The organism is Streptomyces sp. NPDC048288, assembly GCF_043201555.1.
Taxonomy (GTDB): Bacteria; Actinomycetota; Actinomycetes; order Streptomycetales; family Streptomycetaceae; genus Streptomyces.
Genome location: NZ_JBICZD010000009.1, coordinates 263208 through 289585, shown reverse-complemented (window position 1 = coordinate 289585; position 26378 = coordinate 263208). Strand labels below are relative to the sequence as shown.

Annotated in this window: 20 protein-coding genes; 14 read left to right on the top strand and 6 right to left on the bottom strand. The window is 72.7% G+C overall.

Going from position 1 to position 26378, the window contains the following annotated elements; translation table 11 throughout:
- Positions 1-36: 36 nt before the first annotated feature.
- The 3 genes from ACGFZS_RS31395 to ACGFZS_RS31385 all read right to left on the bottom strand — a co-directional run bounded on the left by ACGFZS_RS31395 (position 37) and on the right by ACGFZS_RS31385 (position 3550).
- On the bottom strand, positions 37-1260 hold the full coding sequence (locus ACGFZS_RS31395; protein WP_393797894.1) for a cytochrome P450: 1224 nt from the start codon (positions 1258-1260) through the stop codon (positions 37-39).
- A gap of 157 nt (positions 1261-1417) precedes the next feature.
- Positions 1418-2620: a cytochrome P450 gene (locus tag ACGFZS_RS31390; RefSeq protein ID WP_393797893.1), complete on the bottom strand. Its 1203-nt coding sequence runs from the start codon at positions 2618-2620 to the stop codon at positions 1418-1420.
- 219 nt (positions 2621-2839) lie between these two features.
- Positions 2840-3550, bottom strand: coding sequence for an IclR family transcriptional regulator (locus ACGFZS_RS31385; RefSeq protein WP_393797892.1), 711 nt, complete (start codon positions 3548-3550; stop codon positions 2840-2842).
- Between the two features lie 320 nt (positions 3551-3870).
- Here ACGFZS_RS31385 and ACGFZS_RS31380 point away from each other — a divergent pair, with 320 nt between their 5' ends.
- From ACGFZS_RS31380 to gatB, 7 genes are all read left to right on the top strand, one after another.
- Positions 3871-4872, top strand: coding sequence for a methionine synthase (locus ACGFZS_RS31380; protein ID WP_393797891.1), 1002 nt, complete (start codon positions 3871-3873; stop codon positions 4870-4872).
- A 13-nt stretch (positions 4873-4885) separates the two neighbouring features.
- Positions 4886-7081: an NAD-dependent DNA ligase LigA gene (gene ligA / locus ACGFZS_RS31375; RefSeq protein WP_393797890.1), complete on the top strand. Its 2196-nt coding sequence runs from the start codon at positions 4886-4888 to the stop codon at positions 7079-7081.
- A gap of 212 nt (positions 7082-7293) precedes the next feature.
- Entirely contained in the window at positions 7294-9525 is a 2232-nt protein-coding gene (locus ACGFZS_RS31370) for a putative bifunctional diguanylate cyclase/phosphodiesterase (RefSeq protein ID WP_393797889.1), read from the top strand.
- A 112-nt stretch (positions 9526-9637) separates the two neighbouring features.
- Positions 9638-9934, top strand: a complete 297-nt coding sequence (gene gatC, locus ACGFZS_RS31365) for an Asp-tRNA(Asn)/Glu-tRNA(Gln) amidotransferase subunit GatC (RefSeq protein WP_067164579.1) — start codon at positions 9638-9640, stop codon at positions 9932-9934.
- A gap of 6 nt (positions 9935-9940) precedes the next feature.
- Positions 9941-11434: an Asp-tRNA(Asn)/Glu-tRNA(Gln) amidotransferase subunit GatA gene (gene gatA, locus ACGFZS_RS31360; protein ID WP_393797888.1), complete on the top strand. Its 1494-nt coding sequence runs from the start codon at positions 9941-9943 to the stop codon at positions 11432-11434.
- On the top strand, positions 11431-11673 hold the full coding sequence (locus ACGFZS_RS31355; RefSeq protein ID WP_089098594.1) for a hypothetical protein: 243 nt from the start codon (positions 11431-11433) through the stop codon (positions 11671-11673). Before gatA ends, ACGFZS_RS31355 begins: the two co-directional genes overlap by 4 nt.
- Positions 11674-11688: 15 nt before the next feature.
- Positions 11689-13203 (top strand): Asp-tRNA(Asn)/Glu-tRNA(Gln) amidotransferase subunit GatB, encoded by a 1515-nt coding sequence (gene gatB, locus ACGFZS_RS31350; protein WP_393797887.1) that lies wholly within the window; start codon positions 11689-11691, stop codon positions 13201-13203.
- Between the two features lie 70 nt (positions 13204-13273).
- On the opposite strand, the gene ACGFZS_RS31345 is transcribed toward gatB, so the two are convergent.
- A complete protein-coding gene (locus tag ACGFZS_RS31345) occupies positions 13274-14083 on the bottom strand; it encodes an SAM-dependent methyltransferase (RefSeq protein WP_393797886.1) in 810 nt (269 codons plus the stop codon).
- A gap of 186 nt (positions 14084-14269) precedes the next feature.
- Between ACGFZS_RS31345 and ACGFZS_RS31340 the strand changes: the two genes are divergently transcribed.
- From ACGFZS_RS31340 to ACGFZS_RS31320, 5 genes are all read left to right on the top strand, one after another.
- A complete protein-coding gene (locus ACGFZS_RS31340; protein ID WP_393797885.1) occupies positions 14270-14587 on the top strand; it encodes a hypothetical protein in 318 nt (105 codons plus the stop codon).
- A gap of 92 nt (positions 14588-14679) precedes the next feature.
- Entirely contained in the window at positions 14680-15252 is a 573-nt protein-coding gene (locus ACGFZS_RS31335) for a GNAT family N-acetyltransferase (protein WP_393797884.1), read from the top strand.
- Between the two features lie 35 nt (positions 15253-15287).
- Complete coding sequence (locus tag ACGFZS_RS31330; protein ID WP_393797883.1) at positions 15288-15926, top strand: hypothetical protein; 639 nt, start codon at positions 15288-15290, stop codon at positions 15924-15926.
- A gap of 197 nt (positions 15927-16123) precedes the next feature.
- The gene (locus ACGFZS_RS31325) at positions 16124-16315 is read left to right on the top strand and encodes a hypothetical protein (protein WP_355717119.1); all 192 of its coding nucleotides are present in this window, start codon (positions 16124-16126) and stop codon (positions 16313-16315) included.
- A 173-nt stretch (positions 16316-16488) separates the two neighbouring features.
- Positions 16489-19527: an AAA family ATPase gene (locus tag ACGFZS_RS31320; RefSeq protein ID WP_393798030.1), complete on the top strand. Its 3039-nt coding sequence runs from the start codon at positions 16489-16491 to the stop codon at positions 19525-19527.
- A gap of 70 nt (positions 19528-19597) precedes the next feature.
- Here ACGFZS_RS31320 and ACGFZS_RS31315 read toward each other — a convergent pair whose 3' ends face one another.
- Together ACGFZS_RS31315 and ACGFZS_RS31310 are read right to left on the bottom strand one after the other, a co-directional pair.
- Positions 19598-20773 carry a PQQ-dependent sugar dehydrogenase gene (locus ACGFZS_RS31315; RefSeq protein ID WP_393797882.1) on the bottom strand — a complete coding sequence of 392 codons (1176 nt, stop codon included), beginning with the start codon at positions 20771-20773 and terminating at the stop codon, positions 19598-19600.
- 130 nt (positions 20774-20903) lie between these two features.
- On the bottom strand, positions 20904-21902 hold the full coding sequence (locus ACGFZS_RS31310; protein WP_393797881.1) for an aldo/keto reductase: 999 nt from the start codon (positions 21900-21902) through the stop codon (positions 20904-20906).
- Positions 21903-21977: 75 nt separating this feature from the next.
- Here ACGFZS_RS31310 and ACGFZS_RS31305 point away from each other — a divergent pair, with 75 nt between their 5' ends.
- Positions 21978-22928: a 2-hydroxyacid dehydrogenase gene (locus ACGFZS_RS31305; protein WP_393797880.1), complete on the top strand. Its 951-nt coding sequence runs from the start codon at positions 21978-21980 to the stop codon at positions 22926-22928.
- A gap of 402 nt (positions 22929-23330) precedes the next feature.
- Entirely contained in the window at positions 23331-26345 is a 3015-nt protein-coding gene (locus ACGFZS_RS31300; protein WP_393797879.1) for a putative bifunctional diguanylate cyclase/phosphodiesterase, read from the top strand.
- The last annotated feature ends 33 nt before the right edge of the window (positions 26346-26378 follow it).

The following is a 26378-nucleotide window of genomic DNA, read 5'->3' as shown; positions in this document are numbered from 1 at the left end:
CCGCGCAGTTCCCCCCGCCCCTTCGGGACGCGCTGCTCACCGCGGAGTCAGCCGGCCCCGGAAGTTCTCCGGTACCGGCGCGAACCTGAGAGCCATGGTGACCGCCTCCGGCCGGTCCACGGTGAGCCGGTAGCGCGTGCACAGCAGGTGGCACAGGGCCATCAGCTGGGCGATCGCGAGGTTCGCGCCGACGCACTTCTTCGGCGCCCAGCCGAACGGCACGTAACTGGCGCGGTCCGCCGGACCGTGCGGCGCACCGGGCAGGAAGCGGTCCGGGTCGAAGACGTCGGGCCGCTCCCAGACCCGCTCGTCGCGGTGGATCAGATGCGGGCTCAGCAGATACCACTGCCCGGGCTCCAGCCGCGTGCCGCCCAGGTCGAACCCGAGCGTGGAGCGGCGCACCAGCAGCAGCGGCGGGCTCCACATCCGCAGCACCTCCTTCACGAACCGGTGCGTCACCGGGGCCGCCCTCGTGGGCGCCGTACGGAACTCCACCGGGTCCACGGCGCCCAGTTCGGCCTCCAGCCGGCGCTGCCACTCCGGGTGCCGGACGAACTCGTACAGGAGGCTGGCGAGGGCGGTTCCCGGCGGGCCCCCGATGGCGGTGAGGACGGTGGTCACCACGTCCAGCGCACGGTCCATGCCCAGTTCCGGCAGCAGGTCCACGAACGGGTCGGCGAGGTCCGGCTCGCGCCCGCGCCGACCGCGGGCGCGCTGCCGCAGGACCCGCCGCACCACCAGCCCGGCCCGCACCTGGACGGCCACGTGCCGCACCTGGTGCAGGACACCGCCCGGCACGGGCGACACCAGCCGCGCCAGCTTCATCTCCAGGTCCCGGCGCACCACTTCGGCCTCGCCCGCGGTGAGCCCGCCGAGCGCGACGGGCAGCAGCGAGCGCAGCGCGAGGTCCTGCATCAGCAGGGTCAGGTCGGTCTCCTGCCCGGCCCGCGCGTCCAGCACCCGTTCCATGCGCCGGATCAGCAGCGCGTGCTGCTCCGCCGTCGCCAGGGCGTGCAGCCGGGTCAGCCAGGTGGCGCGGATCCGGCTCCAGCGCACCTCGGGGCTGCGCCGCCGCCGCACCATGTCGACCAGGCGGTCGTGCAGGACGAACCGGTGCCAGTTCGCGGCGCTGACCCGGCGCGCCGCCTCCGGCTCGAAGACCCCGAGCCGCTGGTCGTCGACCCAGAAGATCCCCTCCTCCTGCGCACTGCGCAGCCGCAGGGAACTCAGGAAGTCCTCGGGGTGGTGCGGGGTGGTCATCGTGGGCGTCCCCTCCTGGGGGCGCGGGGAGCCGGCCGTACGGCGCCTCCCCGCGCCGGTCCGGTCAGATGTGGTGGTACAGGTACCAGAACTGCCCGTACGAGCGACGGACGTTGAGGACCGACTTCGTCTTGAGGTACAGCGCGCGCATGCTGGTTCACCTCCTCTCGGGACAGCCGTCGGGACGGCTCAGCACCGCGGTGAACCGCGGCGGAGCCAGCGCCGGACCCACCTGGGGCCCGCCGCCGTCAGAGGTGACCGACACCCGCCAGTCACGGGTCAGGAGTCCGACGAGGTCCTCCAGCAGCCGTACGGTGACGGTCGCGCCGGCGCAGGTGTGCGGACCGTGCCCGAACGGCAGGTAGGCCCCGTCGGGCGCGCCCTCGGCCCAGCGCTGCGGGAGGAACTCGTCGGGCCGCTCCCAGTGCCCGGGATGCCGGTGCACCAGATAGCTGCACACCATGAGCCGGTCCCGGGGCGTGACACGGGTCCCGCCCAGCTCCTGCGGCCGGACCGGGGTGCGGGCGAACAGCCAGGCCACCGGCCACAGCCGCAGCGCCTCGCGGACGATCCAGCCCGGTTCGGTCGCGGCCCGGTCCGGGTGCGTGCCAAGGAGCAGGACCGCCCAGCCGAGCGCGAACCCGACCGAGCCGACGGTGGCGAACAGGAACGACAGATAGACCTCGACCAGTTCCGCGGGGTCCGCGTCCGGACCGCCCCCGTCCACGACGACGTCGAGCAGGTCGCGCGGCTCCGCCGGGCCGCCGGGCGGGCGCGGCGCCCGCTGCCGGGCGCGGACCTCCGTGCGCAGGACGCGCAGCGCACGGCGGCGGAACAGCAGCCGGGACGGGGCGGGGCGGCGCCGCCGGGCACCCGCGAGGACCGCGCGGGTGACGATCGCCGCAACGGTCGTGCGCAGGTGCGCCGGTGCCTGCGGGTGCAGCAGCACCTCGCGCAGGTGCCGCTCGACGAGCCGGTTCCCGGCGTCCGGCCACTCGCTGCGCGGCGCCAGCGACTCGGCGACGAGGCCGGGCAGTTCGGCCCGCCGCTCCCGCAGATGACGCTGGATCAGGCCGCGGGCCGCGCGGCCGATGGCGATCTGCGCGGAGCGCGGCCCGAAGACCCCGTGCCGGTGGTGGTAGAAGTCGGAGGTGTCCGCGACCACGCCGTGCCGGTTGCCCAGCACCGCGCGGGCCGCCCCGGGCTCGGCCACGCACACCGCACCGCCCAGCGCCGAGCGCCACACGTCGGGCCCGCCGCCGAACTCCGCCGCCAGCAGGGCCAGCGGGTCGCCGCGACGACCGGCCGGACCGGCGCCGACGCCGTTGCCGGTCACGGGACGTGCGGACGACGACGTCATGGGTGTCCTCCCTGAGAGGTGCCGGGGACCGGCGTCCGGATGAGCCGCCGCGGGCCGGGGCTACAGCGCGGGGCGCCTCGGTCGGCGGACCCAGCCTGGGCGGCGGACCCCGCCCTGTCGCCGGTCGTACCGTTGAGCGGAACGGCGAGCGCGACGTCCGGGGCCCGAGGTCCAAGGTCCGGGGTTCGGAGTTCGGAGTTCGGAGTGTGGAGTTCGGTGTCAGTGGTGGCGGCCGAGGCCCGCTGTGATGGCCGACGCCGCGCGGCGGGCCGTGTCGGCGAGGCGCTCCAAGTGGTGGTCGGGGCCGGTCAGCACGCTCAGCGCCGCCACCGGCACGCCGTCCGCCGTGTACACGGGCACGGCGGCACAGCACACGCCGGTCAGCACCTCCTCGTGGTCGTAGGCGGCCCCGGACTCCCGGATCCGCCGGGCCTCCTCCGGCCAGCTCCGGGGCAGCGGGCCGGGCGCCGCTCCGGGGCGGGCCCAGGCGGTCAGGACCTTGCCGGCCGCCGTGTACCAGGGCCGGACCGGCCGGTCGTCGGGCAGCGGACGCGGCACGTCCGCGGTCGTCGTCCAGTCCAGGACCAGCGTCTGGCCCCGGTGCAGCACGGCGAGTTCGGCCGTCATGCCGGTGACGGCCGTCAGCCGCCGCAGTGGCCGCCGGGCGGCCGACCGCAGGCCCGGGTACGGCTGCCAGCCCTGGCCCAGCCGGAACATGCCCGGCCCGATGCGGTAGCGGCCCGCGCTCCGTTCGACGGCGCCCAGTTCCGTCAGCTGGTCGAGCAGCCGGTACGCGGTCGTCTTGGGCAGACCGCACACGGCGGCCAGCGCGCTGACCCCGACGTCCTGCTCCTGGTCCAGGGCGTTCAGCAGGGCGAAGGCGCCTTCCAGGACACCGCGTCCGGCCGCCGCCGACAGCGGTCCGGCCACAGCGGCCGACTGCCGTGGCCGCCCCGGCTGTTCGGACGAAGGTGCCGAGGCCGTCGCGGTCGCACTCTCCGATCGATGCACGTGTCAACCCCCGTTTTCACGTGTGAACCCCGTCCGGTCGCCGGTCGGGGTGTGGTCATGAGCGCCACCCGCCGACGAACCGGCGCGAAACCGCCCGGACCAGGGTGGAGGCCCTGCATGGTCCGAATATTTGTCGAAACGTTGTCGCCCAGCCCGCCGAGGCAATGGGACGCCGATCCGCCGCCGCCCGACCAGTGCCGGCCGCACACCGCGCCTCCCGCCCCGCTTAGGCTCCTCACGTGAACGCAAACACCGTCTTCGGCGCTGCCACCGGCGTCGGCTCGCTCCCCGGCACCGATGCCCGGGAGGCCGCAAAGACCGCGACCGGCAGCTTCGAGGACTTCCCCTTCCTGCCCGAACTGCCCGCGCGCGGCCCCGGCGCCGACATGATCGGCCGCACCGCGGGCCTGCTCGTGGAGCTGTACGCGCGCGTGGAGCCCAGCGGCTGGCGGATCGGCGACCGGCCGGGCCGGGACACCCGGCGGGCCCGCTCCTGGCTGGGCGAGGACCTGGACGCGCTGGAGGAGTTCACCCAGGAGTACGAGGGCCCGCTCAAGGTGCAGGCGGTCGGCCCCTGGACGCTGGCCGCCGCCCTGGAGCTGCGGAACGGCGAGTCGGCGCTCTCCGACCCCGGCGCCTGCCGGGACCTGGCCGCCTCCCTCGCCGAGGGCCTGCGGCTGCACCTCGCCGACGTCCGCGCCCGGATCCCCGGCGCCCACGTGGTCCTCCAGCTCGACGAGCCGTCCCTCACCTCCGTGCTGCGCGGCCAGGTCAGGACGGCCAGCGGCTACCGCACCCACCGGGCCGTGGACCGCCAGCTCGTCGAGGCCACCCTGCGCGAGGTGATGGGCGTCCATGCCGACGGCCCGGTGGCCGTGCACTCCTGCGCCCCCGACGTTCCCTTCGCCCTGCTCCGCCGGGCCGGTGCCGCCGCCGTCTCCTTCGACTTCTCGCTCCTCACCGAACGTGACGAGGACGCCATCGGCGAGGCCGTCGAGGGCGGTACCCGGCTGTTCGTCGGTGTCGTGCCCGGCACGGACGCCGCATTGTCAGACCCTGCCGGTAGCGTCATGGGTGTCAGGACGCTGTGGCGCAGGCTGGGGCTGCGGCCGGGGCTTCTCGCGGAATCCGTCACGGTCACCCCGTCGTGCGGACTCGCGGGCGCTTCCCCCGGGTACGCCCGGCAGGCGCTCGCCCACTGCGTCCGGGCGGCGAGATCTCTCGCGGACAACCCAGAGTAACGGGAGGAACACGGTGGCCGGCGACCAGCAGCAGGCTCAGACGGCGGTGCCCGCCGAGGCACGGGAGAAGCACGCGCGGCTCGCCGAGCAGATCGAGGAGCACCGCTTCCGGTACTACGTGAAGGACGCCCCCGTCGTCAGCGACGCGGAGTTCGACACCCTCCTCAAGTCGCTGGAGGCGCTGGAGGACCAGCACCCGGAGCTGCGCACGCCCGACTCGCCGACCCAGAAGGTCGCGGGCTCGTACGAGACGGAGTTCACCTCGGTCGAGCACCGCTCGCGGATGATGTCGCTGGACAACACGTTCAACGACGACGACCTCGCGGCCTGGGCCGAGCGCGTCCACAAGGAACTGGGCGACCAGGAGTACCACTTCCTGTGCGAGCTGAAGGTCGACGGCCTGGCCGTCAACCTCACCTACGAGCACGGCCGCCTCGTCCGCGCGGCGACCCGCGGCGACGGCCGCACCGGCGAGGACATCACGCCCAACGTCCGTACGATCGCGGAGATCCCGGACCGGCTGGACGGCGAGCAGGTCCCGGACCTGGTCGAGATCCGCGGCGAGGTCTACTTCCCGATGGAGAAGTTCGCCGAGCTCAACGAGCGCCTGGTCGCCGCCGGTGACAAGCCGTTCGCCAACCCGCGCAACGCGGCGGCCGGTTCGCTGCGCCAGAAGGATCCGCGGGTCACCGCCTCCCGCCCGCTGCACATGGTCGTCCACGGCATCGGCGTCCTGGAGGGCTTCGAGGGCCTTAACCGGCTCTCCGAGGGTTACGCCCTGCTGAAGACCTGGGGGCTGCCCACCTCCCCGCACAACCGGGTGGTCGACGACCTCGACGGGGTGCGGGAGTTCATCGCCTACTACGGCGAGAACCGGCACTCCGTGGAGCACGAGATCGACGGTGTCGTCGTCAAGCTCGACGAGATCCGTCTCCAGGGGCGGCTGGGCTCGACCGCGCGGGCGCCGCGATGGGCGATCGCCTACAAGTACGCGCCGGAAGAGGTCAACACCAAGCTCGTCGACATCAAGGTGGGCGTCGGCCGCACCGGGCGGGTCACCCCGTACGCGCAGGTCGAGTCGGTCACGGTGGCGGGCAGCGAGGTCGAGTTCGCCACCCTGCACAACCAGGAGGTCGTCAAGGCCAAGGGTGTGCTGATCGGCGACACCGTGGTGCTGCGCAAGGCCGGTGACGTCATCCCGGAGATCCTCGGCCCGGTCGTCGACCTGCGGGACGGCACCGAGCGGGAGTTCGTGATGCCGGCCGAGTGCCCCGAGTGCGGCACCCCGCTGCGGGCCATGAAGGAGGGCGACATCGACCTCCGCTGCCCCAACGCCCGCACCTGCCCCGCCCAGTTGAGGGAGCGCGTCGCCTATCTCGCGGGCCGTGAGTGCCTGGACATCGAGCACTTCGGCGGGGTGGCCGCGGCCGCCCTCACCCGGCCGCTGGAACCGGCCGACCCGCCGCTGGTCGACGAGGGCGACCTCTTCGACCTCACGGTGGAGAAGCTGCTGCCGATCAAGGCGTACGTGCTGGACCCGGACAGCGGGCTGCCCAAGCGCGACCCCAGGACCGGCGAGGAGAAGGTCGTCACGGTCTTCGCCAACCAGAAGGGCGAGCCCAAGAAGAACACCCTCGCCCTGCTGCAGACCATCGAGGAGGCGAAGACCCGCCCGCTCGCCCGCTTCCTCAACGGCCTGTCCATCCGGCACGTCGGACCGGTCGCCGCGCAGGCGCTGGCCCGCGAGTTCCGCTCCATCGACCGCATCGAGCAGGCCACCGAGGAGGAGCTGTCGAACATCGACGGCGTCGGCGGCATCATCGCGACCGCGCTCAAGGAGTGGTTCGCGGAGGAGTGGCACCGCGAGATCATCCGAAAGTGGAAGGCCGCTGGAGTCCCGCTGGAGGACGAGTCCACCGGCGAGGACGAGGGACCGCGTCCCCTGGAGGGCCTCACCGTCGTGGTGACCGGAACCCTGGAGCACCACACCCGGGACGGCGCCAAGGACGCACTGCAGAGCCGCGGGGCCAAGGTGACGGGCTCGGTGTCCAAGAAGACGTCGTTCGTGGTCGTCGGTGACAACCCCGGATCGAAGTACGACAAGGCGATGCAGCTGAAGGTCCCGGTTCTGAACGAGGACGGATTTGTCGTCCTTTTGGAGCAGGGACCGGACGCCGCGGCCGAAGTGGCCCTTCCGACCGAGGAGTAGCGGTTGAAGGCCACCCGTTCGGCGCATACCAGATGCATACGGGTGGCCGGGGCGCAATCGGGCAACCGTCGACGACCGCTGCCCGTGAAAGCCTTCTGCGGCCTACTGTTGGGATGTGCGCCTGCCGTGCCCAGCTGCGGTCGGGGCATTCCCGTGCTCTGACGGGCACGGACCGCATGGCGTGGGCACCGCCGGCTGTGAGAGGGACGGGAATGGAACCGACCGAGAGCGCCGCTCCGGGCGCGCGGCTGCCGCTGCGCCGCCGGGCGTGCGCGTGGCGGGAGAGCCGCTGGGCGGTGCGCGGCGACCGGCGCCCGGGCCTGCCGGTGGCGAGCGGCGCGGCCGACGCCCGCGACCCGCTGCCGCTGGCCGCCGTCGAACCGCCGCCCGACCTGACCGACGGCGACCACGACCGGCACCTGTCCTGGCCCGCGCTGCCCGCCGGGGTCGTCGCCGCAGCAGCGTTCACCCTCGGCGCGGGCTTCTACCGCGCCTTCACCGACGACCACGCCCTCTTCCCGTCCGGCACGGTCGGCTGGTCGCTGGCCGTGCTGACCGGCATCATCGTCGGCCACCTGGTCCTGCTCGGCCGCGCCCGCTGGTGGGGCGGCACCGGCTCCGGCGCCGCCCTCACCCTCGCCGTGCTCCTGCTCTACGGCTGGGTGCCGGCCGGCATGGTCAGCCTCACCGTCGTCGTGCTGGTCGGCATAGCCAGGCGCCACCGCTGGCGGCAGGGCGTCCTGCACGGCGCGGTGGACATCCTCGGCATCGGCGCCGGCGCGCTGGTGCTCGGCGCGTTCGGCCGCGTACCGACCGTCGAGTCGCCCTGGAACCCGGCCGGCTGGAGCGTCGCCACCGCCCCCGAGGTCGTGCTCGTCGCGGTGGCCTATCTCGCCGTCACCCGCGCCCTGCTCTGGTACCTGCACGCACCGCGCGGCGGCGGAGTGCCCACCGTCGCCCGCACCGCCCTGATGCGCCAGGGCCTGGTCGCCGTCGCCCTGCTCGGTATCGCCCCGCTGATCTGCGTGGTCGCGATGGCCCAGCCGCTGCTGCTCCCGCTGTTCTCCATCCCGCTGGTCGCCCTCGACTCCACCCTGTGGATAGCCCGGGCCCGCGCCGAGGAGCAACTGCGCGACCCGCTGACCGGGCTGCCCAACCGGCAGTGGCTGCTTGAGCGGATCTGGACCGCCCTCGACGACGCCGAACGCATCGGCGCCCGCTCGGCTCTCATGCTGATCGACCTCGACCGGTTCCGTTCGGTCAATGACACGCTCGGCCATCTCGCCGGTGACCGGCTGCTCCTCCAGATAGCCGACCGGCTGCGCGCCGCGCTGCCGCGCGGTGCGGAGGCGGCGCGGCTCGGCGGCGACGAGTTCGCGGTGTTACTGCCGGTCGCCGACTCCACGACGTCCGCGACGCGGGTGGCCCGCGGCCTGGTCACGGCGCTCTCCTCGCCCCTCGACCTCGACGGACTCACGCTCGTCCTGGAGGCCAGCGCGGGTGTCGCCGTCTTCCCGGACCACGCGCTCGACGCGGAGGGGATGCTGCGCCGGGCGGACGTGGCGATGTACCAGGCGAAGCGGGACCGCACCGGCGTCGAGGTGTACGAGTCGAAGCGGGACTCCAACACCCCGGACCGGCTGGGACTGCTGGGGGACCTGCGCCGCGCCCTCGACGCGCACGAGGTGCAGCTGCACTACCAGCCGAAGGTGCGCTTCGACGGGCAGGTGGCCGGTCTGGAGGCGCTGGTCCGGTGGGTCCACCCGGAGCGCGGCAAGGTTCCGCCGGACGAGTTCATAGCGATCGCCGAGTCCTCCGGGCTGATGCCCCATCTGACGGAGTACGTGCTGGAGACCGCGCTCGCGCAGGTCGCCAAGTGGCGGGCGCAGGGGCTGCGGGTGCCGGTGGCGGTGAACGTCTCGCCGCGGGACGTCCACACACCGGGGTTCGCCGGGTCGGTGGCGGCGCGGCTGGCCCGGCACGGGGTGCCGGCGGGGGCGTTGCAGCTGGAGATAACGGAGCACGTCCTCCTGGAGGACCCGCAGCGGGCCGCCGACACCCTCGCGGGGCTGACCGGGCACGGCGTGAAGATGTCGCTGGACGACTTCGGCACGGGGTACTCCTCGCTGGTGCATCTGCGGCGGCTGCCGGTGAGCGAGCTGAAGATCGACCGGTCGTTCGTGGCCCGGCTCGCCATCGACAACGAGGACGCGGAGATCGTGCGCTGCACGGTCGACCTCGCGCATTCGCTGGGGCTGCTGGTCGTCGCGGAGGGCGTGGAGGACGACGAGACATGGGAGCGGCTGCGGGACCTGGGATGTGACGCCGTGCAGGGATGGCTGGTCGCCGCGGCGATGCCGCCGGAGGAGGCGACGGCGTGGTTGCTGGCCCGGGGGTCGCGGGGGTGGCAGCGGCCGCGGGCGGCTCTGCCGGCGGCCGAGTAGCCCCGCGGGGCGAGGCGCGGGGCACCCGTCGCCGAAACCGTTTAACGGCTACCCGGCGCTGCCCCATAGGATTGGCCCCAAACCACACACACTCACCCCAGAGGAACGCTGCATGCCTGGCATCACGCGCGAGGAGGTCGCCCACCTCGCCCGGCTGGCGCGTCTGGAGCTGAAGCCCGAAGAACTCGAACACTTCGCGGGCCAGCTCGACGACATCATCGGCGCGGTCGCCCGCGTCAGCGAGGTCGCCGACCAAGACGTACCGCCGACCTCGCACCCGCTGCCGCTGACGAACGTCATGCGCGCGGACGAGGTCCGTCCCTCGCTCACCCCCGCGCAGGCGCTCTCCGGCGCCCCGGCCCAGGAGCAGCAGCGTTTCAAGGTGCCGCAGATCCTGGGGGAGGACTAGACAGCCATGACGGACATCATCAAGCTCACGGCCGCCGAGACCGCCGCGAAGATCGCCTCCGGTGAGCTCACCGCGGTGCAGGTCGCCGAGGCCCACCTCGCCCGTATCGAGGCCGTCGACGAGAAGGTCCACGCCTTCCTGCACGTCGACCGCGAGGGCGCCCTGGCGCAGGCGCGCGCCGTCGACGAGAAGCGGGCGAAGGGCGAGAAGCTCGGCCCGCTGGCCGGCGTCCCGCTCGCGCTCAAGGACATCTTCACCACCGAGGGCATCCCGACCACGGTCGGCTCGAAGATCCTCGAAGGCTGGATCCCGCCGTACGACGCCACGCTCACCAAGCGGCTGAAGGCCGCCGACGTGGTCATCCTCGGCAAGACCAACATGGACGAGTTCGCCATGGGGTCGAGCACCGAGAACAGCGCGTACGGGCCGACCGGCAACCCGTGGGATCTCACCAAGATCCCCGGTGGTTCCGGTGGCGGCTCCTCCGCCGCCCTCGCCTCCTTCCAGGCGCCGCTCGCCATCGGCACCGACACCGGCGGCTCCATCCGCCAGCCGGCCGCCGTCACCGGCACGGTGGGCGTCAAGCCGACGTACGGGGCCGTGTCGCGGTACGGCATGGTCGCGTTCTCGTCCTCCCTGGACCAGGGCGGGCCGTGCGCCCGTACGGTCCTGGACGCGGCGCTGCTGCACGAGGTCATCGCCGGGCACGACCCGCTGGACTCCACCTCCATCGACACGCCCGTGCCGCCGGTCGTCGAGGCCGCCCGCAACGGCAGCGTCGAGGGCATGCGCGTCGGTGTGGTCAAGCAGTTCCGCGGCGAGGGCTACCAGGCCGGCGTCCTGCAGCGCTTCGACGAGTCCGTCGCCCTCCTCAAGGACCTGGGTGCCGAGATCGTCGAGCTGGACTGCCCGTCCTTCGACCTGGCGCTCTCCGCGTACTACCTGATCGCGCCCAGCGAGTGCTCCAGCAACCTGGCCCGCTTCGACGGCCTGCGCTACGGCGCGCGGACCGGCGACGACGGCTCGCACTCGGCCGAAGAGGTCACGTCGATCACCCGTGAGGCGGGCTTCGGCCCCGAGGTGAAGCGCCGCATCATGCTCGGCACGTACGCGCTCAGCTCCGGCTACTACGACGCGTACTACGGCTCGGCCCAGAAGGTCCGCACGCTCATCACGCGCGACTTCGAGAAGGCCTTCGAGCAGGTCGACGTGATCGTGTCGCCGACGACGCCGACCACCGCCTTCGCGATCGGCGAGCGCGCCGACGACCCGATGGCGATGTACCTGGCCGACCTCTGCACCATCCCGACGAACCTCGCGGGCAACGCGGCCATGTCGCTGCCCTGCGGTCTCGCCCCGGAGGACAACCTCCCGGTGGGCCTGCAGATCATCGCCCCGGCGCTGAAGGACGACCGGCTTTACAAGGTCGGCGCCGCCGTCGAGGCCGCCTTCGTGGAAAGGTGGGGCCACCCGCTCCTGGAGGAGGCTCCGTCGCTGTGAGCAACGCACTGTCGAAGGCCAAGGGCTTCAAGAAGTCGAAGTCCGGCACGTACCTGTCCATGGCCACCACCGCCTTCGGTGCGGTCGGTGTCGCCAAGCAGATCAAGAAGGCCCGCGCCGAGCACGACACGCTCCGGCTCATCGACGCCACCGTGTCCGCCGTCGCGATCGTCACCGGTTTCGCCCTGCTGTACCGCGAGCTGAAGCGGCTGGGCGACGACGACGTCCTGCTGGGCTGAGAGGGAAGTTTCACCGTGACCACCACGACCGACCTGGTGTCGTACGAGGACGCGCTGGCGTCCTACGACCCCGTCATGGGCCTTGAGGTTCATGTCGAACTCGGCACCAAGACGAAGATGTTCTGCGGCTGTTCGACCGAGCTGGGCGCCGAGCCCAACTCGCAGACCTGCCCGACCTGCCTCGGCCTGCCCGGCGCGCTCCCGGTCGTCAACGCGACCGGCGTCGAGTCCGCGATCAAGATCGGTCTCGCGCTGAACTGCGAGATCGCCGAGTGGTGCCGCTTCGCCCGGAAGAACTACTTCTATCCGGACATGCCGAAGAACTTCCAGACCTCCCAGTACGACGAGCCGATCGCCTTCAACGGCTACCTCGACGTGCAGCTGGAGGACGGCGAGTCCTTCCGCGTGGAGATCGAGCGCGCCCACATGGAGGAGGACACCGGCAAGTCCACCCACGTGGGCGGCGCGACGGGCCGTATCCACGGCGCCTCGCACTCCCTCCTCGACTACAACCGCGCGGGCATCCCGCTCATCGAGATCGTCACCAAGCCGATCGAGGGCGCCGGCGAGCGCGCTCCCGAGGTCGCGCGGGCGTACGTCCGTGAGCTGCGCGAGGTCATCCGGGCGCTCGGCGTCTCCGAGGCCCGCATGGAGATGGGCCAGATGCGCTGCGACGTGAACCTGTCGCTGCGCCCGAACGGCACCGCGAAGTTCGGCACCCGCTCCGAGACGAAGAACGTGAACTCGCTGCGGTCCGTGGAGCGTGCGGCCCGTTTCGAGATCATGCGGCACGCGGCCGTGCTGAACGGCGGCGGGACGATCATCCAGGAGACCCGGCACTTCCACGAGGACACCGGGTCGACGACCTCGGGCCGCGTGAAGGAGGAGGCCGAGGACTACCGGTACTTCCCGGAGCCCGACCTGGTCCCCGTGGCGCCCTCGCGCGCGTGGGTCGAGGAGATCCGCACGGCGCTCCCGGAGCTGCCGCTGGCCCGCCGTACCCGGCTGCTCGCCGAGTGGGGCATCTCGGCCTTCGACATGCAGGCGATCATCAACGCCGGTGCGCTGGACCTGATCGTCGCCACCATCGACGCCGGGGCCGACGCGGCCTCCGCCCGCAAGTGGTGGATGGGCGAACTGGCCCGCAGCGCCAACGAGTCGGGCACCTCGCTCGACGAGCTGGCGATCACCCCGGCGCAGGTCGCCCGGGTCACCGAGCTGGTCTCGAAGGGTGACCTCAACGACAAGCTGGCCCGGCAGGTCATCGAGGGCGTCCTCGCGGGCGAGGGCACCCCGGACGAGGTCGTCGACAAGCGCGGCCTGAAGGTCGTCTCCGACGAAGGCGCGCTCACCGCCGCCGTCGAGGAGGCCATCGCCGGCAACCCGGGCGTCGCGGACAAGATCCGCGGCGGCAAGGTGGCCGCGGCCGGTGCCCTGGTCGGCGCGGTCATGAAGGCGACCCGCGGCCAGGCCGACGCGGCCCGGGTCAAGGAGCTGATCCTGGAGAAGCTGGGCGTCAGCGAGGGCTGAGCGGCAGTGGGACAGGACACGGTACGGCCCCGGAGGCAGCGCCTCCGGGGCCGTATTGTCTGCGCGGGGGCTACGTGCGGCGGCCGACGACCCGTACGAAGCCGAGGGTGCGCCCCTGGTCGGCGCGGAGCATCTCCGCGCTCCGGGTCGCCATCCGGACGTGGAAGTCGTCCGTGCTCTCCTCGGCGACCACCTCGCACCACAGCAGCCAGTCCCGCCAGCCGTCCGGCTGCCAGTCGGCCGCCTCGACCTCGACGGCCCCGCTGCGGGTCCAGTGGCGGTGCCACCAGTCGACGGAGTGGAAGCACCAGAAGTCGGGCTCCCACCACGGCTTGAGATGCTCCGGCGGCTCGCTGCCGGTGATCTCCTCCTTCAGCGCCGGTACGACCACGCCGATCCGTCCGCCGGGCTTCAGCAGCCGGGTGAGCGTGGGCAGATAGAGATCGTCGGTGCCGAAGTACTGGTAGGCGTCGATGCTCACGATCGCGTCGAAGCCGCCCTCGGCGAAGGGCAGGTCGTGGGCCTCGGTGTGCACGGGCTGCACCCGGTCGGCGAACCCGGCCTCGGCGATGCGCCGGGCGTTGTCGTCGGGCTTGACCCACAGGTCGGCGGCGGTGACCTGGGCGTGGAACTCCCTGGCCAGGAAGATCGAGGTCATCGCCCGGCCGCAGCCCAGGTCGAGCACGCGCGCGCAGGGGCGCAGGGCGTCCAGGCCGAGGGCGGGGGCCAGCCATTCCAGCAGCCACAGGGCGTGCGGGCCCATCTGGTTCTCGACGGCCCAGCGGGCGTCGTAGGTGCTGCTGAGCGGGTAACGGGGCAGGGTCAGACGGTCAGTGAGCGAGTCGTCCTTCGACGAGGGGGGAGAGACTGCGTCGAACATCGCTGAACGGGCTCCTTGTGATCTTCGTAGTGAAGGGCGATGCGTAGGAGCTCGTTCGAACCGGCAAACAATGCACCCGCTTCAGTCGTCGGCGAGGGGCCGATCAAGGCTGACCAGCGGAAGCTAGCAGTTGTGGAGGTGCTCCGCAGCCGCTTTCCTCAGGTGCGGGTACTACGCTCGCCCGCCATGACCGCACACGCCGAGTCCGGCACCGAACCGGAGATGACCGAGGTGGAGGCCGCGGACGACGAGGACCTCTACGAGGACGCCCGTCGGGCCCGCTGGACCGCCACCGTGACCGGGGCGCTGCTGGCCCTGATGGGGCTCACCGCCGCGCTGATGAGACTGAGCGGGGTGCCCGGGCTGGTGCCGGTTGCCTATGGCTCCGGGGCCGCCGTCTGCGTGGGCGCGTCGGCACTGGGGACCCGGGGCCGTACCCGCTGGGCCCTCTGGCTGATGATCCTGGGGACCATGGTGATGGCGCTCGGGGACCAGTTCGACTGAGGCGGCCGCCGCGGCCGAGGCGACCTGTCCGTCCGGGCCCGTGAGAGGCTCGGCGGGACGGCGCGGGCAACGGGAGAAGGAGCGGCGCGACGATGTATGTGACATCCCTGGGTGACGGTGCCGAGCTGCGGCCCCTGGAGGTCTGGCACGCCGGGGAGCTGCTGGCCAACATCGACCGGGGGCGCGAGTTCATCGGCCGGCACATCGCGCTGCCGGACGTGATCGGGGACCTGGAGCAGGCCCGCGCCTATCTGCGGTCCTACGCCGAGAAGCGCGCCGTCGACGGCGGCAGCCTGCACGGGGTGTGGCTGGACGGGAAGCTGGCGGGCGGGCTGCTGTTCCGGGTGTGGGACACGCCCACCGGGGTCTGCGAGGCCGGCTGCTGGCTGGAGCCCGCGGCCGCCGGGCGGGGCCTGGTGACGCGTGGGATGCGGGTGCTTCTGGACTGGGCGTTTGACGAGCGTGGCATGCACCGTGTGGAGTGGCATGCGTCGTCGGTGAACGAGGCCAGTGTCAACGTGGCCCGGCGGCTGGGCATGACCCGCGAGGGCGTGATGCGGGAGAACTACCCCCACCGGGGCGTGCGCACGGACACCGAGGTCTGGTCGGTGCTCGCCCCCGAGTGGCACGCGGTACGCGCCCGTACCGCCGAGCACGATCATTAAGAGACCTCTCAGACAGCGTCCGTACGGTGCGAGGTATGGGAACGAAGACTGTGGACGGAGCCGGGACCGGCGCCGAGGCGAAGAACGACGAGACGGCTACCGAGGAGACGGCGGTGGATGTCACCAAGGCCTCAGAGGAGGCCGCTGAGCCGGAGACGGCCGAGGCGTCCGAGGCGGCGGAGTCCGCCGGGGCGGGCGACGAACTCGCCGCCGACGAAACGGCCGACGACGGGGCCGACGACGAGGAAACGCTCCTGCTGGACGAGGAGCCGGAGGGTCCCTCTGGTGTCGGCCAGGGCGCCGCCGCCGTCGTCTCCGTCGTGCTCGGCCTGGTCTCCCTCACGGGTGGCTGGATCGGCACGGTGGCCGCGGCCCGCGAGACCCTCATCGGCCAGCTCCAGACCTCGTCGACCGCGAGCGTCGCCAAGCAGGTCAAGGAGGTGTACGGCGACGCGTGGCAGACCACCGCGCTGTGGGCCGGCGTGTTCGCGCTGGTCGCGCTGATCACCGGTGTCGCGGTGCTCGTCCGGCCCGCCTTCGGCGCGCCCGGCAGGGCGCAGGCGCCGTGGATCAAGTCGGTCGCCTGGGCCGGTGTCGCGCTCGGCGTCATCGGACTGCTGCTGGCGGTCCTCAAGTACTCCGACGCACTCCTCGGCCTGCCCTCGACCAGCTGAGACAGCGCAGGTCAGAAGGGGCCTTAGGGCGTCCGTAAGCACCTTACGGACGGCCTAAGGCCCCTTACGCGTGTCCGGGGTCCGGCGGCCGCCCGAAGATGCGGAACTCTCCCGATGTGGCGCACCCCCCTGGGAGACGAGAGTGGAGACATCGCAGAACGCGAAGCCCAACCACCCTCTCTCACAAGGGAAACACCATGTTCGAGTTCGAACTCCACCAGATCCGTTCCGCCGAACTGCGCCGGCAGGCCGAGCAGGACCGGCTCGTCCGCGAGGCCGTCCGCTCCCGCCGCGCCGCCCGCCGCGAGGAGGCGGCCCGACAGGCCGCCGTACCGGCGGAACCGCATACCGGCCGTCGCGGCCGGCGCCGGCTCCCGCGCGCCGCGTGACAGGGCGGCCGGGCGGCACCGGCCGCCCGGAGACCGAGGACGCGCAAGCCGGTGGCCGTACGGGGGTCGGTCACCGGCTTGCGCCACGACAGTCGGAAAGTACGACATCGGTGCGTATGACAAGCGCACCGGCGCTGTGGAAAACCGCTGCCCTGTGCGACGGGCCGCGTGCGATGCTCTGGCCTGTGGAAACCAGGTCCGTGAGTCCCGTGTTCGTAGGCCGCAGCGACGAGTTGGACACACTGAACAGGGCGCTCGACCGCGCCGAGGCGGGGGAGCCGCAGGCACTGCTGGTCGGCGGTGAGGCCGGGGTCGGCAAGACCCGGCTGGTCGAGGAGTTCGCCACGGCCGCCTGCCGCCGGGGCGCGGTCGTCGCCCTGGGCGGCTGTGTGGAGATCGGCGCGGACGGGCTGCCGTTCGCCCCGTTCTCCACCGCCCTGCGCGCGCTGCGGGCCGCCCTGCCCGAGGAACTGGCCACGGCCGCCGCCGGCCAGGAGGACGAGCTGGCCCGGCTGCTGCCCGAACTCGGCGAGGCCACCGCCGGCCGCCACGACGAACAGGGCATGGCCCGCCTCTTCGAGCTCACCGCACGGCTGCTGGAACGGGTCGCCGCCGAGCGCACGGTGGTCGTCGCCCTGGAGGACCTGCACTGGGCCGACGCCTCCACCCGCCACCTCCTCGCCTACCTGCTGCGCACCCTGCGCACCGGCCGCCTAGTGGTCCTCGGCACCTACCGCGCCGACGACATCCACCGGCGCCACCCGCTGCGCCCGCTGCTCGCCGAACTCGACCGGCTGCGCACCGTCCGCCGGCTGGAACTCGCCCGGTTCAACCGCGAGGAGGTCGGCCGCCAGATCGCCGGCATCCTCGCCGCCGAACCCGACCCCGCCCAGGTCGACGACATCTTCGAACGCTCCGACGGCAATGCCTTCTTCGTCGAGGAACTCGCCGTCGCCGCCACCGAGGGCTGTTGCACCGGACTCACCGACACCCTGCGCGACCTCCTCCTGGTCCGGGTGGAGGCGCTGCCCGAGAGCGCCCAGCGGGTCGCCCGGACCGTCGCCGAGGGCGGCTCCACCGTCGAGTATCGGCTGCTGGAGGCCGTCGCCCAGCTCGCCGAGGACGACCTCATCGAGGCGCTGCGGGCCGCCGTCGGCGCCAACATCCTCAACCCCACCCCGGCCGGCGACGGCTACCGCTTCCGGCACTCCCTGGTCCGCGAGGCCGTCGCCGACGACCTGCTCCCCGGCGAACGCTCCCGGCTCAACCGGCGCTACGCCGAAGCCCTGGAGAGCGACCCGACGCTGGTGCCGGCCGACGCCCGCGTCACCCGCCTGGCCAGCTACTGGTACCAGGCCCACGACCCCGCCAAGGCCCTGCCCGCCGTCCTCGACGCCTCCGTGGTGGCCCGCGGCCGGCACGCCTACAGCGAGCAACTGCGGCTCCTGGAGCGGGCGATGGAGCTGTGGGACACCGCCCCCGAGGAGATCCGCGCGGCCCTGCGCCCCGTCGACTACACCGACGTCTATCCGCCCTGCGGCTGCGATCCCGCCACCACCCCGCTGCGCTACCTCGACCTGATGGCGGAGGCGGCGGTCGCGGGCCGCTTCTGCGGAGAGCGCGAACGCGCCCTGAAGATCACCAAGAAGGCGCTGCGGCTCGTCGAGGAAGAAGGGGATCCGCTGCGCGCCGCCTGGTTCTGGGTGCAGCGCTCCCGGCTGGTCCAGGCCCTGGCCCGGGGCGACGGCTGGCAGGAACTCGGCACCGCCCAGGACCTGGTGCGCGGCCTGCCGCCCTCGGAGGTGCACGCCGACGTGCTGGCCAACGCGGCCGCCTGGTCCATGCTCCACGAACCCGGCCCCGGAGCCTTCGCCGCCGCCGAACGGGCCGTGGAGTACGCCAGGATGGTGGACGCCCGCGAGATCGAGCTGAACGCGCGCATCACCCTCGGCAGCCTCATGGTCAACGCCGGTGACGTCGAGCAGGGCCTGGCGGAGCTGCACCGGGTCAAGGACACCGCCCTCCGGGAGGGCGTGGTCCATGTCGCGGGCCGCGCCTATGTGAACCTCCCCTCCGAGCTGGACTCGGTCGGCCGCTCCCGGGAGTCCGTCCCGATCCTGCGGGAGGGCCTCGCCTTCGCCCGCCGGTACGGCCTGCTGGACTCCGAGGTGTGGATCTGGGGCAACCTCTCCGAGTCGCTCTACGCGCTCGGCCAGTGGGACGAGGCCGCCGAAGCCGCGGCGGGCGCCCTCGGCTCCGCGGCCAGCGCCAAGCCCCGGGGCGCCGGCGCCCTGCGCCTCGCCCATATCGCCCTGGCCCGGGGCGACGCCGCCGAGGCCGCCCGCCAACTGGCCATCTCCGCCGCCCACTACGGCAGCCACGACCCGATGCCCCAGGCCCAGCTGCCCGTGGCCCGGATCGCCATCGGCGTCGCGGCCGAGGAGGGCCGGTTCCTCGACGCCCGCGCCGAGCTGGACCGCGCCCTGACGGCCGGGTTCCCGCCCGGCACCCAGCGCTACGGCTGGCCCCTGCTGCTGGCCGCCGCCACCGCCGAGGCCGACGCCCGCGCCCTGCCCGCGGCGGCCGAGGGCCGCGCCGGGGTCCTCGACCGGCTCACCGAGGCCGTCCGCAAGCTCACCACCGGCGCCCCCGTCTGGCAGGCGTACGAGCGCTGGACCCGCGCCGAACTGCACCGCGCCCGGGGCACCGACACGGCGGCGGTCTGGTCGGACGTGGTCACCGACTTCGAGCGCCTGGACCGCCCCTACGACCTCGCCCGGGTCCGGCGCCGGCTGGCCCAGGTCCTGCTCGAAGAGGCGTCGGGCGACGACGACCGGGACCGCGCCACCGAACTCCTGCGGCTGGCCGGGGCGGTCGCCGAGCACCTGGGCGCCCGTCCGCTCGCGGACGCCGTCGCCCTGCTCGCCCAGCGCGCCCGCCTCACCCTCACCGCCACCACCCCGCGCCAGGCCCTCGACCCGGCCGAGAACCTCGGCCTGACCAGCCGTGAGCGGGACGTGCTGCGCCTGGTCTCGGCCGGCCGCACCAACCGGCAGATAGCCGAGGAGCTGTTCATCTCCCCGAAGACCGCGAGCGTGCACGTCTCCAACATCCTCGGCAAGCTCGGCGTCTCGGGCCGGGGCGAGGCGGCGGCGGTGGCGCACCGCCTGGAACTGTTCCCGCCAGGCCGCGGCGCCGCCGCCGGGCGGTGAGGCGCCGCCACCGGGTTGTCGGGCGCCGCTACCGGGCTGTCGGGTGCTGGCGCCGGGTCGCCGGGCGCCGCTACCGGACCTGAAGCTCCAGGATCCGGTCGTCCCCCGACTTCGGTTTGCCCCGCCCGTCCGTGTTGCTGGTCACCAGCCACACCTTGTCGCCGCCCGCCGCCACGACCGTGCGCAGCCGGCCGTACTCACCCGTGAGGAAGGCCTGGGGCGCGGCCGCGGCGGTCGTGCCGTCCAGCGGGATGCGCCACAGCCGCTGTCCCTTCAGCCCCGCCATCCAGATCACGCCGTCGACATACGCGATGCCGCTGGGGGAGGCGTCGTCGGTGTGCCACTGGGCGATCGGGTTCACGTACTTGGGGTCGTCCGACTTCCCCTCCGCGTCCGGCCAGCCGTAGTCGGCGCCGGGCTTGATGGCGTTCAGCTCGTCCCAGGTGTCCTGGCCGAACTCCGAGGCGAACAGCCGCTGCTTGTCGTCCCAGGCCAGGCCCTGCACATTGCGGTGGCCGTAGGAGTAGACCGGGGAGTCGGGGAAGGGGTTGCCGGGGGCCGGCTCGCCCTCCGGGGTCAGCCGCAGGATCTTCCCGCCGAGCGACTTCCTGTCCTGCGCCAGACCGCGCTGTCCGCTCTCGCCGGTGCCGGCGTAGAGCATGCCGTCGGGGCCGAAGGCGATCCGGCCGCCATTGTGGATGAACCCCTTGGGGATCCCCTTGAAGATCGTGTCGGGAGCGCCCAGCTGCTCCCCGGCCGACTTGCTCTCGTCCCAGAGCAGGCGCACGATCCGGTTGTCGGAGGCCGAGGTGAAGTACGCGTAGATCATGTGGTCCGAGGCGAAGTCGGGGGAGAGCGCGATCCCCAGCAGACCCCCCTCACCGGCCGCGGACACCCCGGAGACGATCCCCAGCTCGGTGATCTTCCCGGTCTTCACGTCCACCCTGCTGATCGTCCCGTCGTCCCGGTCCGACACCAGCAGCCCGGACCCGTCCGGCAGCGACGCGAGCCCCCACGGCGACTTCAGCCCCGTAGCCACCGTCCGCACCACCTTGACCGCCCCCTTCGCGGGGGCGGCGGACTCACCGCCCGACGCAGAGGCAGAGGCAGAGGAACCGCCAGAACCACTCCCGGCCCACGAAGGCGTGGGCAGCCCCTCCCCACCACCCCCGGACGAACACCCCGCCACCACCAGAACCCCGACCGCGACCAACCCAGCAGGAACAACTCGACGTTGCACGATCACGGTCCTTTCGACGGCCCCTCATCGCCGACGCTAGTACAGCGCCCCGTCAGGGGCGCGGGGAACTGCGCGGCCAGCCACGACGGAGCCGCACCCGGCCGACGACAGACCGCGGCACTTCCCCACCACCCACTCAGTCCCACGACCCCTGTGCGGCAGGCAGCCGCCCCAGCTCCGCCAGATCCTCCGCGGCCAGCCGCACCTCAACCGAGCCCGCGTTCTCCGCCACCCACCGGCCCTGCTTCGCCCCCGGCACCGGCACCACGTGCCGCCCCTGCGCCAGCACCCACGCCAGCGCCACCTGAGCCGCGGTGACCTCGTCCCCCTGCCGGCGGGCGACCCTCCGCAACTCCGCCACGATCGGCTGGTTCGCCGCCATCATCTCCGCCGTGAACCGCGGATGCCGCGCCCGCAGATCGTCCGGCTCGAACCCCTCACCCGGCGTGAGCGTGCCCGTCAGGAACCCGTTGCCCAGCGGCATCGCCGCCAGGAACCCCACGCCCCGCGCCTCGCACCACGGCAGCAGCGCCTCCAGCGCCTCCGGCGACCACACCGACAGCTCGGCCTCCACCGCACTGACCGGAAACACCTGCTGCACCCGCTGCAACTGCCGAAGGGTCGCGTCGTGCAACCGCGCGCCGGACCTGCGCCCCCCACGCGCCCCCACGGCGCACAACCCCAGCGCCCGCACCTTCCCCGCCCGCACCAGTTCCGCCATCGCGCCCCAGGTCTCCTCGACCGGTACCTCGGGGTCGGCGCGATGCAACTGGTAGAGGTCGATCACATCGGTCTGCAGCCGGCGCAGCGACGCGTCGCACGCCCGCTTCACATAGCCGGGCCGGCCGTTCGCCACGATGTGCTGGTCGCCGACGAGCAGCCCCACCTTCGTCGACACGAACGCCTCGGCACGCCGCTCCTTGAGCACCCGCCCCAGCAGCAGCTCGTTCGTGAACGGCCCGTACATGTCCGCCGTGTCGAGCAGCGTCACGCCCAGGTCCAGCGCCCGGTGCACCGCCCTCACCGACTCGTCACCCCGCTGCCGCGACCCACTGTACGCCCAGCTCATCGGCATGCACCCGAGTCCGACGGCCCCCACCGCGAGCGCCCCCGCGCCGATCGTCCTGCGCTCCACCAGCCCGTGAACCTCCTTCTCCGGACCCCCAACCTAACCCGCTCGCCGCCATACCCCTGACATAGCCTCCTGACCATGACCCACGACGCATGGCTCCCCATCCCGCTCGACGAGTTCACGGACCTGCCCGAAGGGCTCAATTACCTCTTCTGGGACGGTGACCAGGACTTCCCCGGCGACCCCGCCGACTGTGCCGTCTACGTCGTCCCCTACATGAAGCGGCAGGACGTGAAGGCGCGGCCGCTGCCGGAGATGCGGAACGTCCGGCTCATCCAGACCCTCACCGCCGGTGTCGACGACATGATCGCGGCCCGTGACCTCATCGTCCCCGGGGTGCCCCTCTGCAACGCCCGCGGTGTGCACGACGCGAGCACCGCCGAGCTCGCGCTCACCCTCACGCTGGCGTCGCTGCGCGGCATCCCGGGGTTCGTGCGGGCCCAGCGGGAGGAGCACTGGGAGAGCGGCTTCCACCCCGCCCTCGCCGACAAGTCCGTCCTCATCGTCGGTTACGGAGCGATCGGTTCCGCCATCGAGGACCGGCTCGTGCCCTTCGAGGTTGCGCGGGTGGCGCGCGTCGCGCGCTCCGGGCGCGCCTCGGCGCGCGGTCCCGTGCATCCGCTCACCGAACTGCCGAATCTGCTTCCGGAAGCCGATGTCGTCATCCTCTCCACGCCCCTCACGGACACCACGCGTGGCCTGGTCAACGCGGAGTTCCTCGCGCGGATGAAGGACGGCGCACTGCTGGTGAACATCGCGCGCGGTCCCGTCGTGGACACCAAGGCGCTCCTCGCCGAACTGGAGAGCGGTCGGCTCACCGCCGCCCTGGACGTCACCGACCCCGAGCCGCTGCCGGCCGGACACCCCTTGTGGCAGGCGCCCGGCGTGCTGATCAGCCCTCATGTCGGCGGCCCCACCTCGGCCTTCCTGCCGCGCGCCAAGCGCGTCGTCGTCGAGCAGTTGAACCGCTTCGTGAACCGGGAGCCGTTGCGAAACGTGATCCTTACGACGGGATCCACCGACAACTGACAATCCCTGCAACACGCGTGTAATCCGCTTCCGGTACGGTCCGCGACCTTCCGGGCGCGGTGCGTGCGCGCATTGCCGCTGGTCGTCACGGAGCGTAGAGAAGCTATGTCCCTGAGTGACGAGACTGGTGTATCGTCCCGACAGGGGCTGCGCCGCGCACCGTTCGGCGCCGGGGATGGACATTTCAGATTTGTGAGGGGGGCGACGGGCGATGCACGGCCTATGGACGAACGATCCGACGCGGCGGAGCCGCCGGCGGCGACCCTGGCGCACAGCTGCGCGCAGACGCGGCCACCACACCAGCCATCACCACCACCGCCGGCCCAGCGGGCGCAGGCGGCACCCTCACCCGGCGCACCGGGATCCGAGGGACCCGGGAACGGCGCGGGCCGGGAGCATCCGGTGACAGCGCCGACCTCTGTGACGACCACACTCCCCGGAGCGCTGCGGGCACAGCCTCCGGCGGGGATGCCGCACCCCCGGCCGCCGGTCACCGGCGGTGGGACCGGCGTGGTCCGCCAACTCGTCCTGGCCCTGGTCTGCGCGGGATACGCCGTCGGTTCCGCGCTCGACTGGGGCTCGAACCAAGTGGCCCTGTTCATGGGCGACTTCGGTCTGACCGCGGCCGCCGGCACCGCCGCCGTGTCGTGCTTCTTCTACGCCCGCTCCCCGCGGGTCCGCTTTCGACCTGCCTGGCTGCTGTTCGCCCTCTCCTCGGCGATGGCGGCCCTCGGCAACGCGGTCTGGGGGTGGTACGAGGTCTTGCTCCAGCGACCGGTGCCCAGCCCCAGCTACGCCGACCTGTTCTTCCTGTGCTTCGCGCCGCCCGCCATCGTCGGCCTGCTGGTGCTGGCCAAGCGGCCGGTGAGCAAGGCCGGCTGGATCTGCCTGGGCCTGGACGCCTGGCTGATCGGCGGCTCGCTGCTCACCCTGTCGTGGAGCCTCGCGCTCGCCCAGGCCGCCCGGTTCGACGGGCCCAGCGTCGCGCACACCGCGCTCTCGCTGGCGTACCCGCTGCTGGACATCGCCCTGGTCAGCATGGTGCTCGCGCTGCACTTCCGGCGCTCGCCGGGCAACCGCACCGCGGTGAACACCGCGATCGGCGCGCTCGCCCTGACCGTGATGTGCGACGCCCTGTTCACCTCGCCGCTGCTGCACAGCAGCTACCGCTCCGGGCAACTGCTCGACGCGGGCTGGTTCGCCGGTTCGCTGCTGCTGGCGTACGCCCCGTGGGCCGCGCCCCGGCCGCAGGGCGCCCAGGAGCCCGACGGGCACACCCGGGTGGTCCACGAGCACGTGCCCGGCACCCGGGCCACGGCGCCCCGGCAGGCGCCCGCGCCCGCCCCGGGAGGTGATCACAGCCGGTACCCGGCGGGCCGCCCGCTCACCGGCTCCCTGGCCGCGCTCACCCCGTACCTGGCCGCCGCCGTCTGCACCCTGGGCATCCTCTACAACGTCCTCAACGGCCGCAGCCCCGACCATGTCGTCCTGATCACCGCCGGCTGCGTGGTGCTCGCGCTCGTCGTGCGCCAGGGCATCATGCTGCTCGACAACATCACCCTCACCCAGGAACTGGCGCACCAGGAGAACCACTTCCGCTCCCTGGTGCAGGGCTCCAGCGACGTCATCATGATCGCCGCGCCCAGCGGGGTCCTGCGGTACGTCTCCCCGGCCGCCGCCGGGGTCTACGGACGGCCCGCCGACGACCTGGTGGGCTCGGAACTGGCCAGTCTCATCCACCCGGAGGACCTGGGCTGCGTGGTGCACGAGGTGCGCCGCTTTCTCGCCGCCCGCCCCCAGGAGGAACCCACCACCCGTATCGAGTGCCGTTTCCGGTCCGGCGAGGGCGGCTGGCTCAATGTCGAGTCCACCGTCAACCGGCACCACGGCGGCCTCATCTTCAACAGCCGGGACGTGACCGAAAGGGTGCGGCTGCAGGCGCAGCTCCAGCACAACGCCGAGCACGACCCGCTCACCGACCTGCCCAACCGCGCCCTGTTCACCCGGCGCGTCCAGCAGGCCCTGTCCGGCCGCCGCTCCTCCGACCGGGGCCCCGCCCTGAGGAACACGGCGGTGCTCTTCATCGACCTGGACGGGTTCAAGGCCGTCAACGACACGATCGGGCACCAGGCCGGGGACGAACTGCTCGTCCAGGCCGCGCGCAGACTCCAGGACGCGGTCCGCCAGGGCGACACCGCGTCCCGGCTGGGCGGCGACGAGTTCGCGGCGCTGATCGTCGGAGACCACACCCGTGACCGCAGTGCCCGGGAGCGGCACATCCTGGAGCTCGCCGACCGCCTCAGGGTGACCCTCTCCCAGCCGTATCTCATTGACGGCAACGATGTCCGTGTCAACGCGTCCATCGGTGTCGCCTTCGCCGAACCGGGCCTCGGCGCGGGCGAGTTGCTCCGCAACGCCGACCTGGCGATGTACCGCGCCAAGTCGGCCGGGAAGGGCCGCGTCGAGCTGTACCGGCCACAGATGCAGCAGGACGTCGTACGCAAGGCGGAACTGGCCACCCGGCTGCGGGCCGCGCTGCACGACGGCGAGTTCGCGCTGCTGCACCAGCCCGTGGTCTGCCTGGAGAACGGCCGGATCGAATCGGTCTCCGCCCATGCGCGCTGGCGCTCCTCGCAGGGGGTGCTGTTCACCCCGGCCGAGTTCCTGCGGGTCGCCGAGGACAGCGACAAGACCGCCGAGCTGGACCGCTGGATCCTCCAGGAGGCGGTCGAACAGGCCGCCGAGCGGGCCGCCAACGGTCTGGTGGTGCCGATCGCCGTCCGCACCAGTGCCCGGCGGCTGCTCGACCGGTCCTCGCCGCTCGGCTCCGTGGAAGCCCTGCTCACCCGGCACGGGCTGCCGTCCGGGGCGCTGGTCCTGGAGCTGTCCGACACCGACCCCAGGGTCCCGCTGGACGAGTTGGAGCGGCGCCTGACCGGGCTCAGCCGGCACGGTGTCCGGATCGCGCTGGACGGCTTCGGCAGCGGCTACGCGGCGATCACGGCCCTGCGCAAGCTCCCCGTCGACGTGCTCAAGCTCGACCGCAGCCTGGTCGAGGGCGTCGTCGAGTCGCCCCGGCTGCACAAGATCACCAGCGGGCTGCTGCGGATCGCCGGCGACCTGGGCCTCCAGTCGGTGGCCGAGGGCGTCGACCTGCCCGAGCAGGTCACGGCGCTGCGCACGATGGGCTGCACCCACGGCATGGGCATGGCCTTCTCCGGCCCGGTGGACGAGTACCGGCTGCGCCGGGCGCTCGGATCCGGCCACTATCCGGTTCCGCACGCGCCGGCCGAGCCGGCGTTCGCGGGCAGTGGTGCGGGCGGCGGCGCGGGGGTGTACACCAGTGGTGTCCCCGCGGTGCTCGGAGGCGGAAGTGCCCTTCGCTCACATAATGAGACTCCCGTCCCACCCACTTGACACGTGGTGCGCGTCGGAGGGAGGGTCAGTCCC

Bases quoted from the DNA above. Each gene is read 5' to 3' on its own strand.
- ACGFZS_RS31395 (WP_393797894.1), bottom strand. From the start codon at position 1,260: ATGACCACCCCGCACCACCCCGAGGACTTCCTGAGTTCCCTGCGGCTG.
- gatC (WP_067164579.1), top strand. From the start codon at position 9,638: ATGCCTGGCATCACGCGCGAGGAGGTCGCCCACCTCGCCCGGCTGGCG.
- ACGFZS_RS31370 (WP_393797889.1), top strand. From the start codon at position 7,294: ATGGAACCGACCGAGAGCGCCGCTCCGGGCGCGCGGCTGCCGCTGCGC.
- ACGFZS_RS31345 (WP_393797886.1), bottom strand. From the start codon at position 14,083: ATGTTCGACGCAGTCTCTCCCCCCTCGTCGAAGGACGACTCGCTCACT.
- ACGFZS_RS31320 (WP_393798030.1), top strand. From the start codon at position 16,489: ATGCTCTGGCCTGTGGAAACCAGGTCCGTGAGTCCCGTGTTCGTAGGC.
- ACGFZS_RS31340 (WP_393797885.1), top strand. From the start codon at position 14,270: ATGACCGCACACGCCGAGTCCGGCACCGAACCGGAGATGACCGAGGTG.
- ACGFZS_RS31390 (WP_393797893.1), bottom strand. From the start codon at position 2,620: ATGACGTCGTCGTCCGCACGTCCCGTGACCGGCAACGGCGTCGGCGCC.
- ACGFZS_RS31325 (WP_355717119.1), top strand. From the start codon at position 16,124: ATGTTCGAGTTCGAACTCCACCAGATCCGTTCCGCCGAACTGCGCCGG.
- ACGFZS_RS31330 (WP_393797883.1), top strand. From the start codon at position 15,288: ATGGGAACGAAGACTGTGGACGGAGCCGGGACCGGCGCCGAGGCGAAG.
- gatA (WP_393797888.1), top strand. From the start codon at position 9,941: ATGACGGACATCATCAAGCTCACGGCCGCCGAGACCGCCGCGAAGATC.
- ACGFZS_RS31305 (WP_393797880.1), top strand. From the start codon at position 21,978: ATGACCCACGACGCATGGCTCCCCATCCCGCTCGACGAGTTCACGGAC.
- ACGFZS_RS31335 (WP_393797884.1), top strand. From the start codon at position 14,680: ATGTATGTGACATCCCTGGGTGACGGTGCCGAGCTGCGGCCCCTGGAG.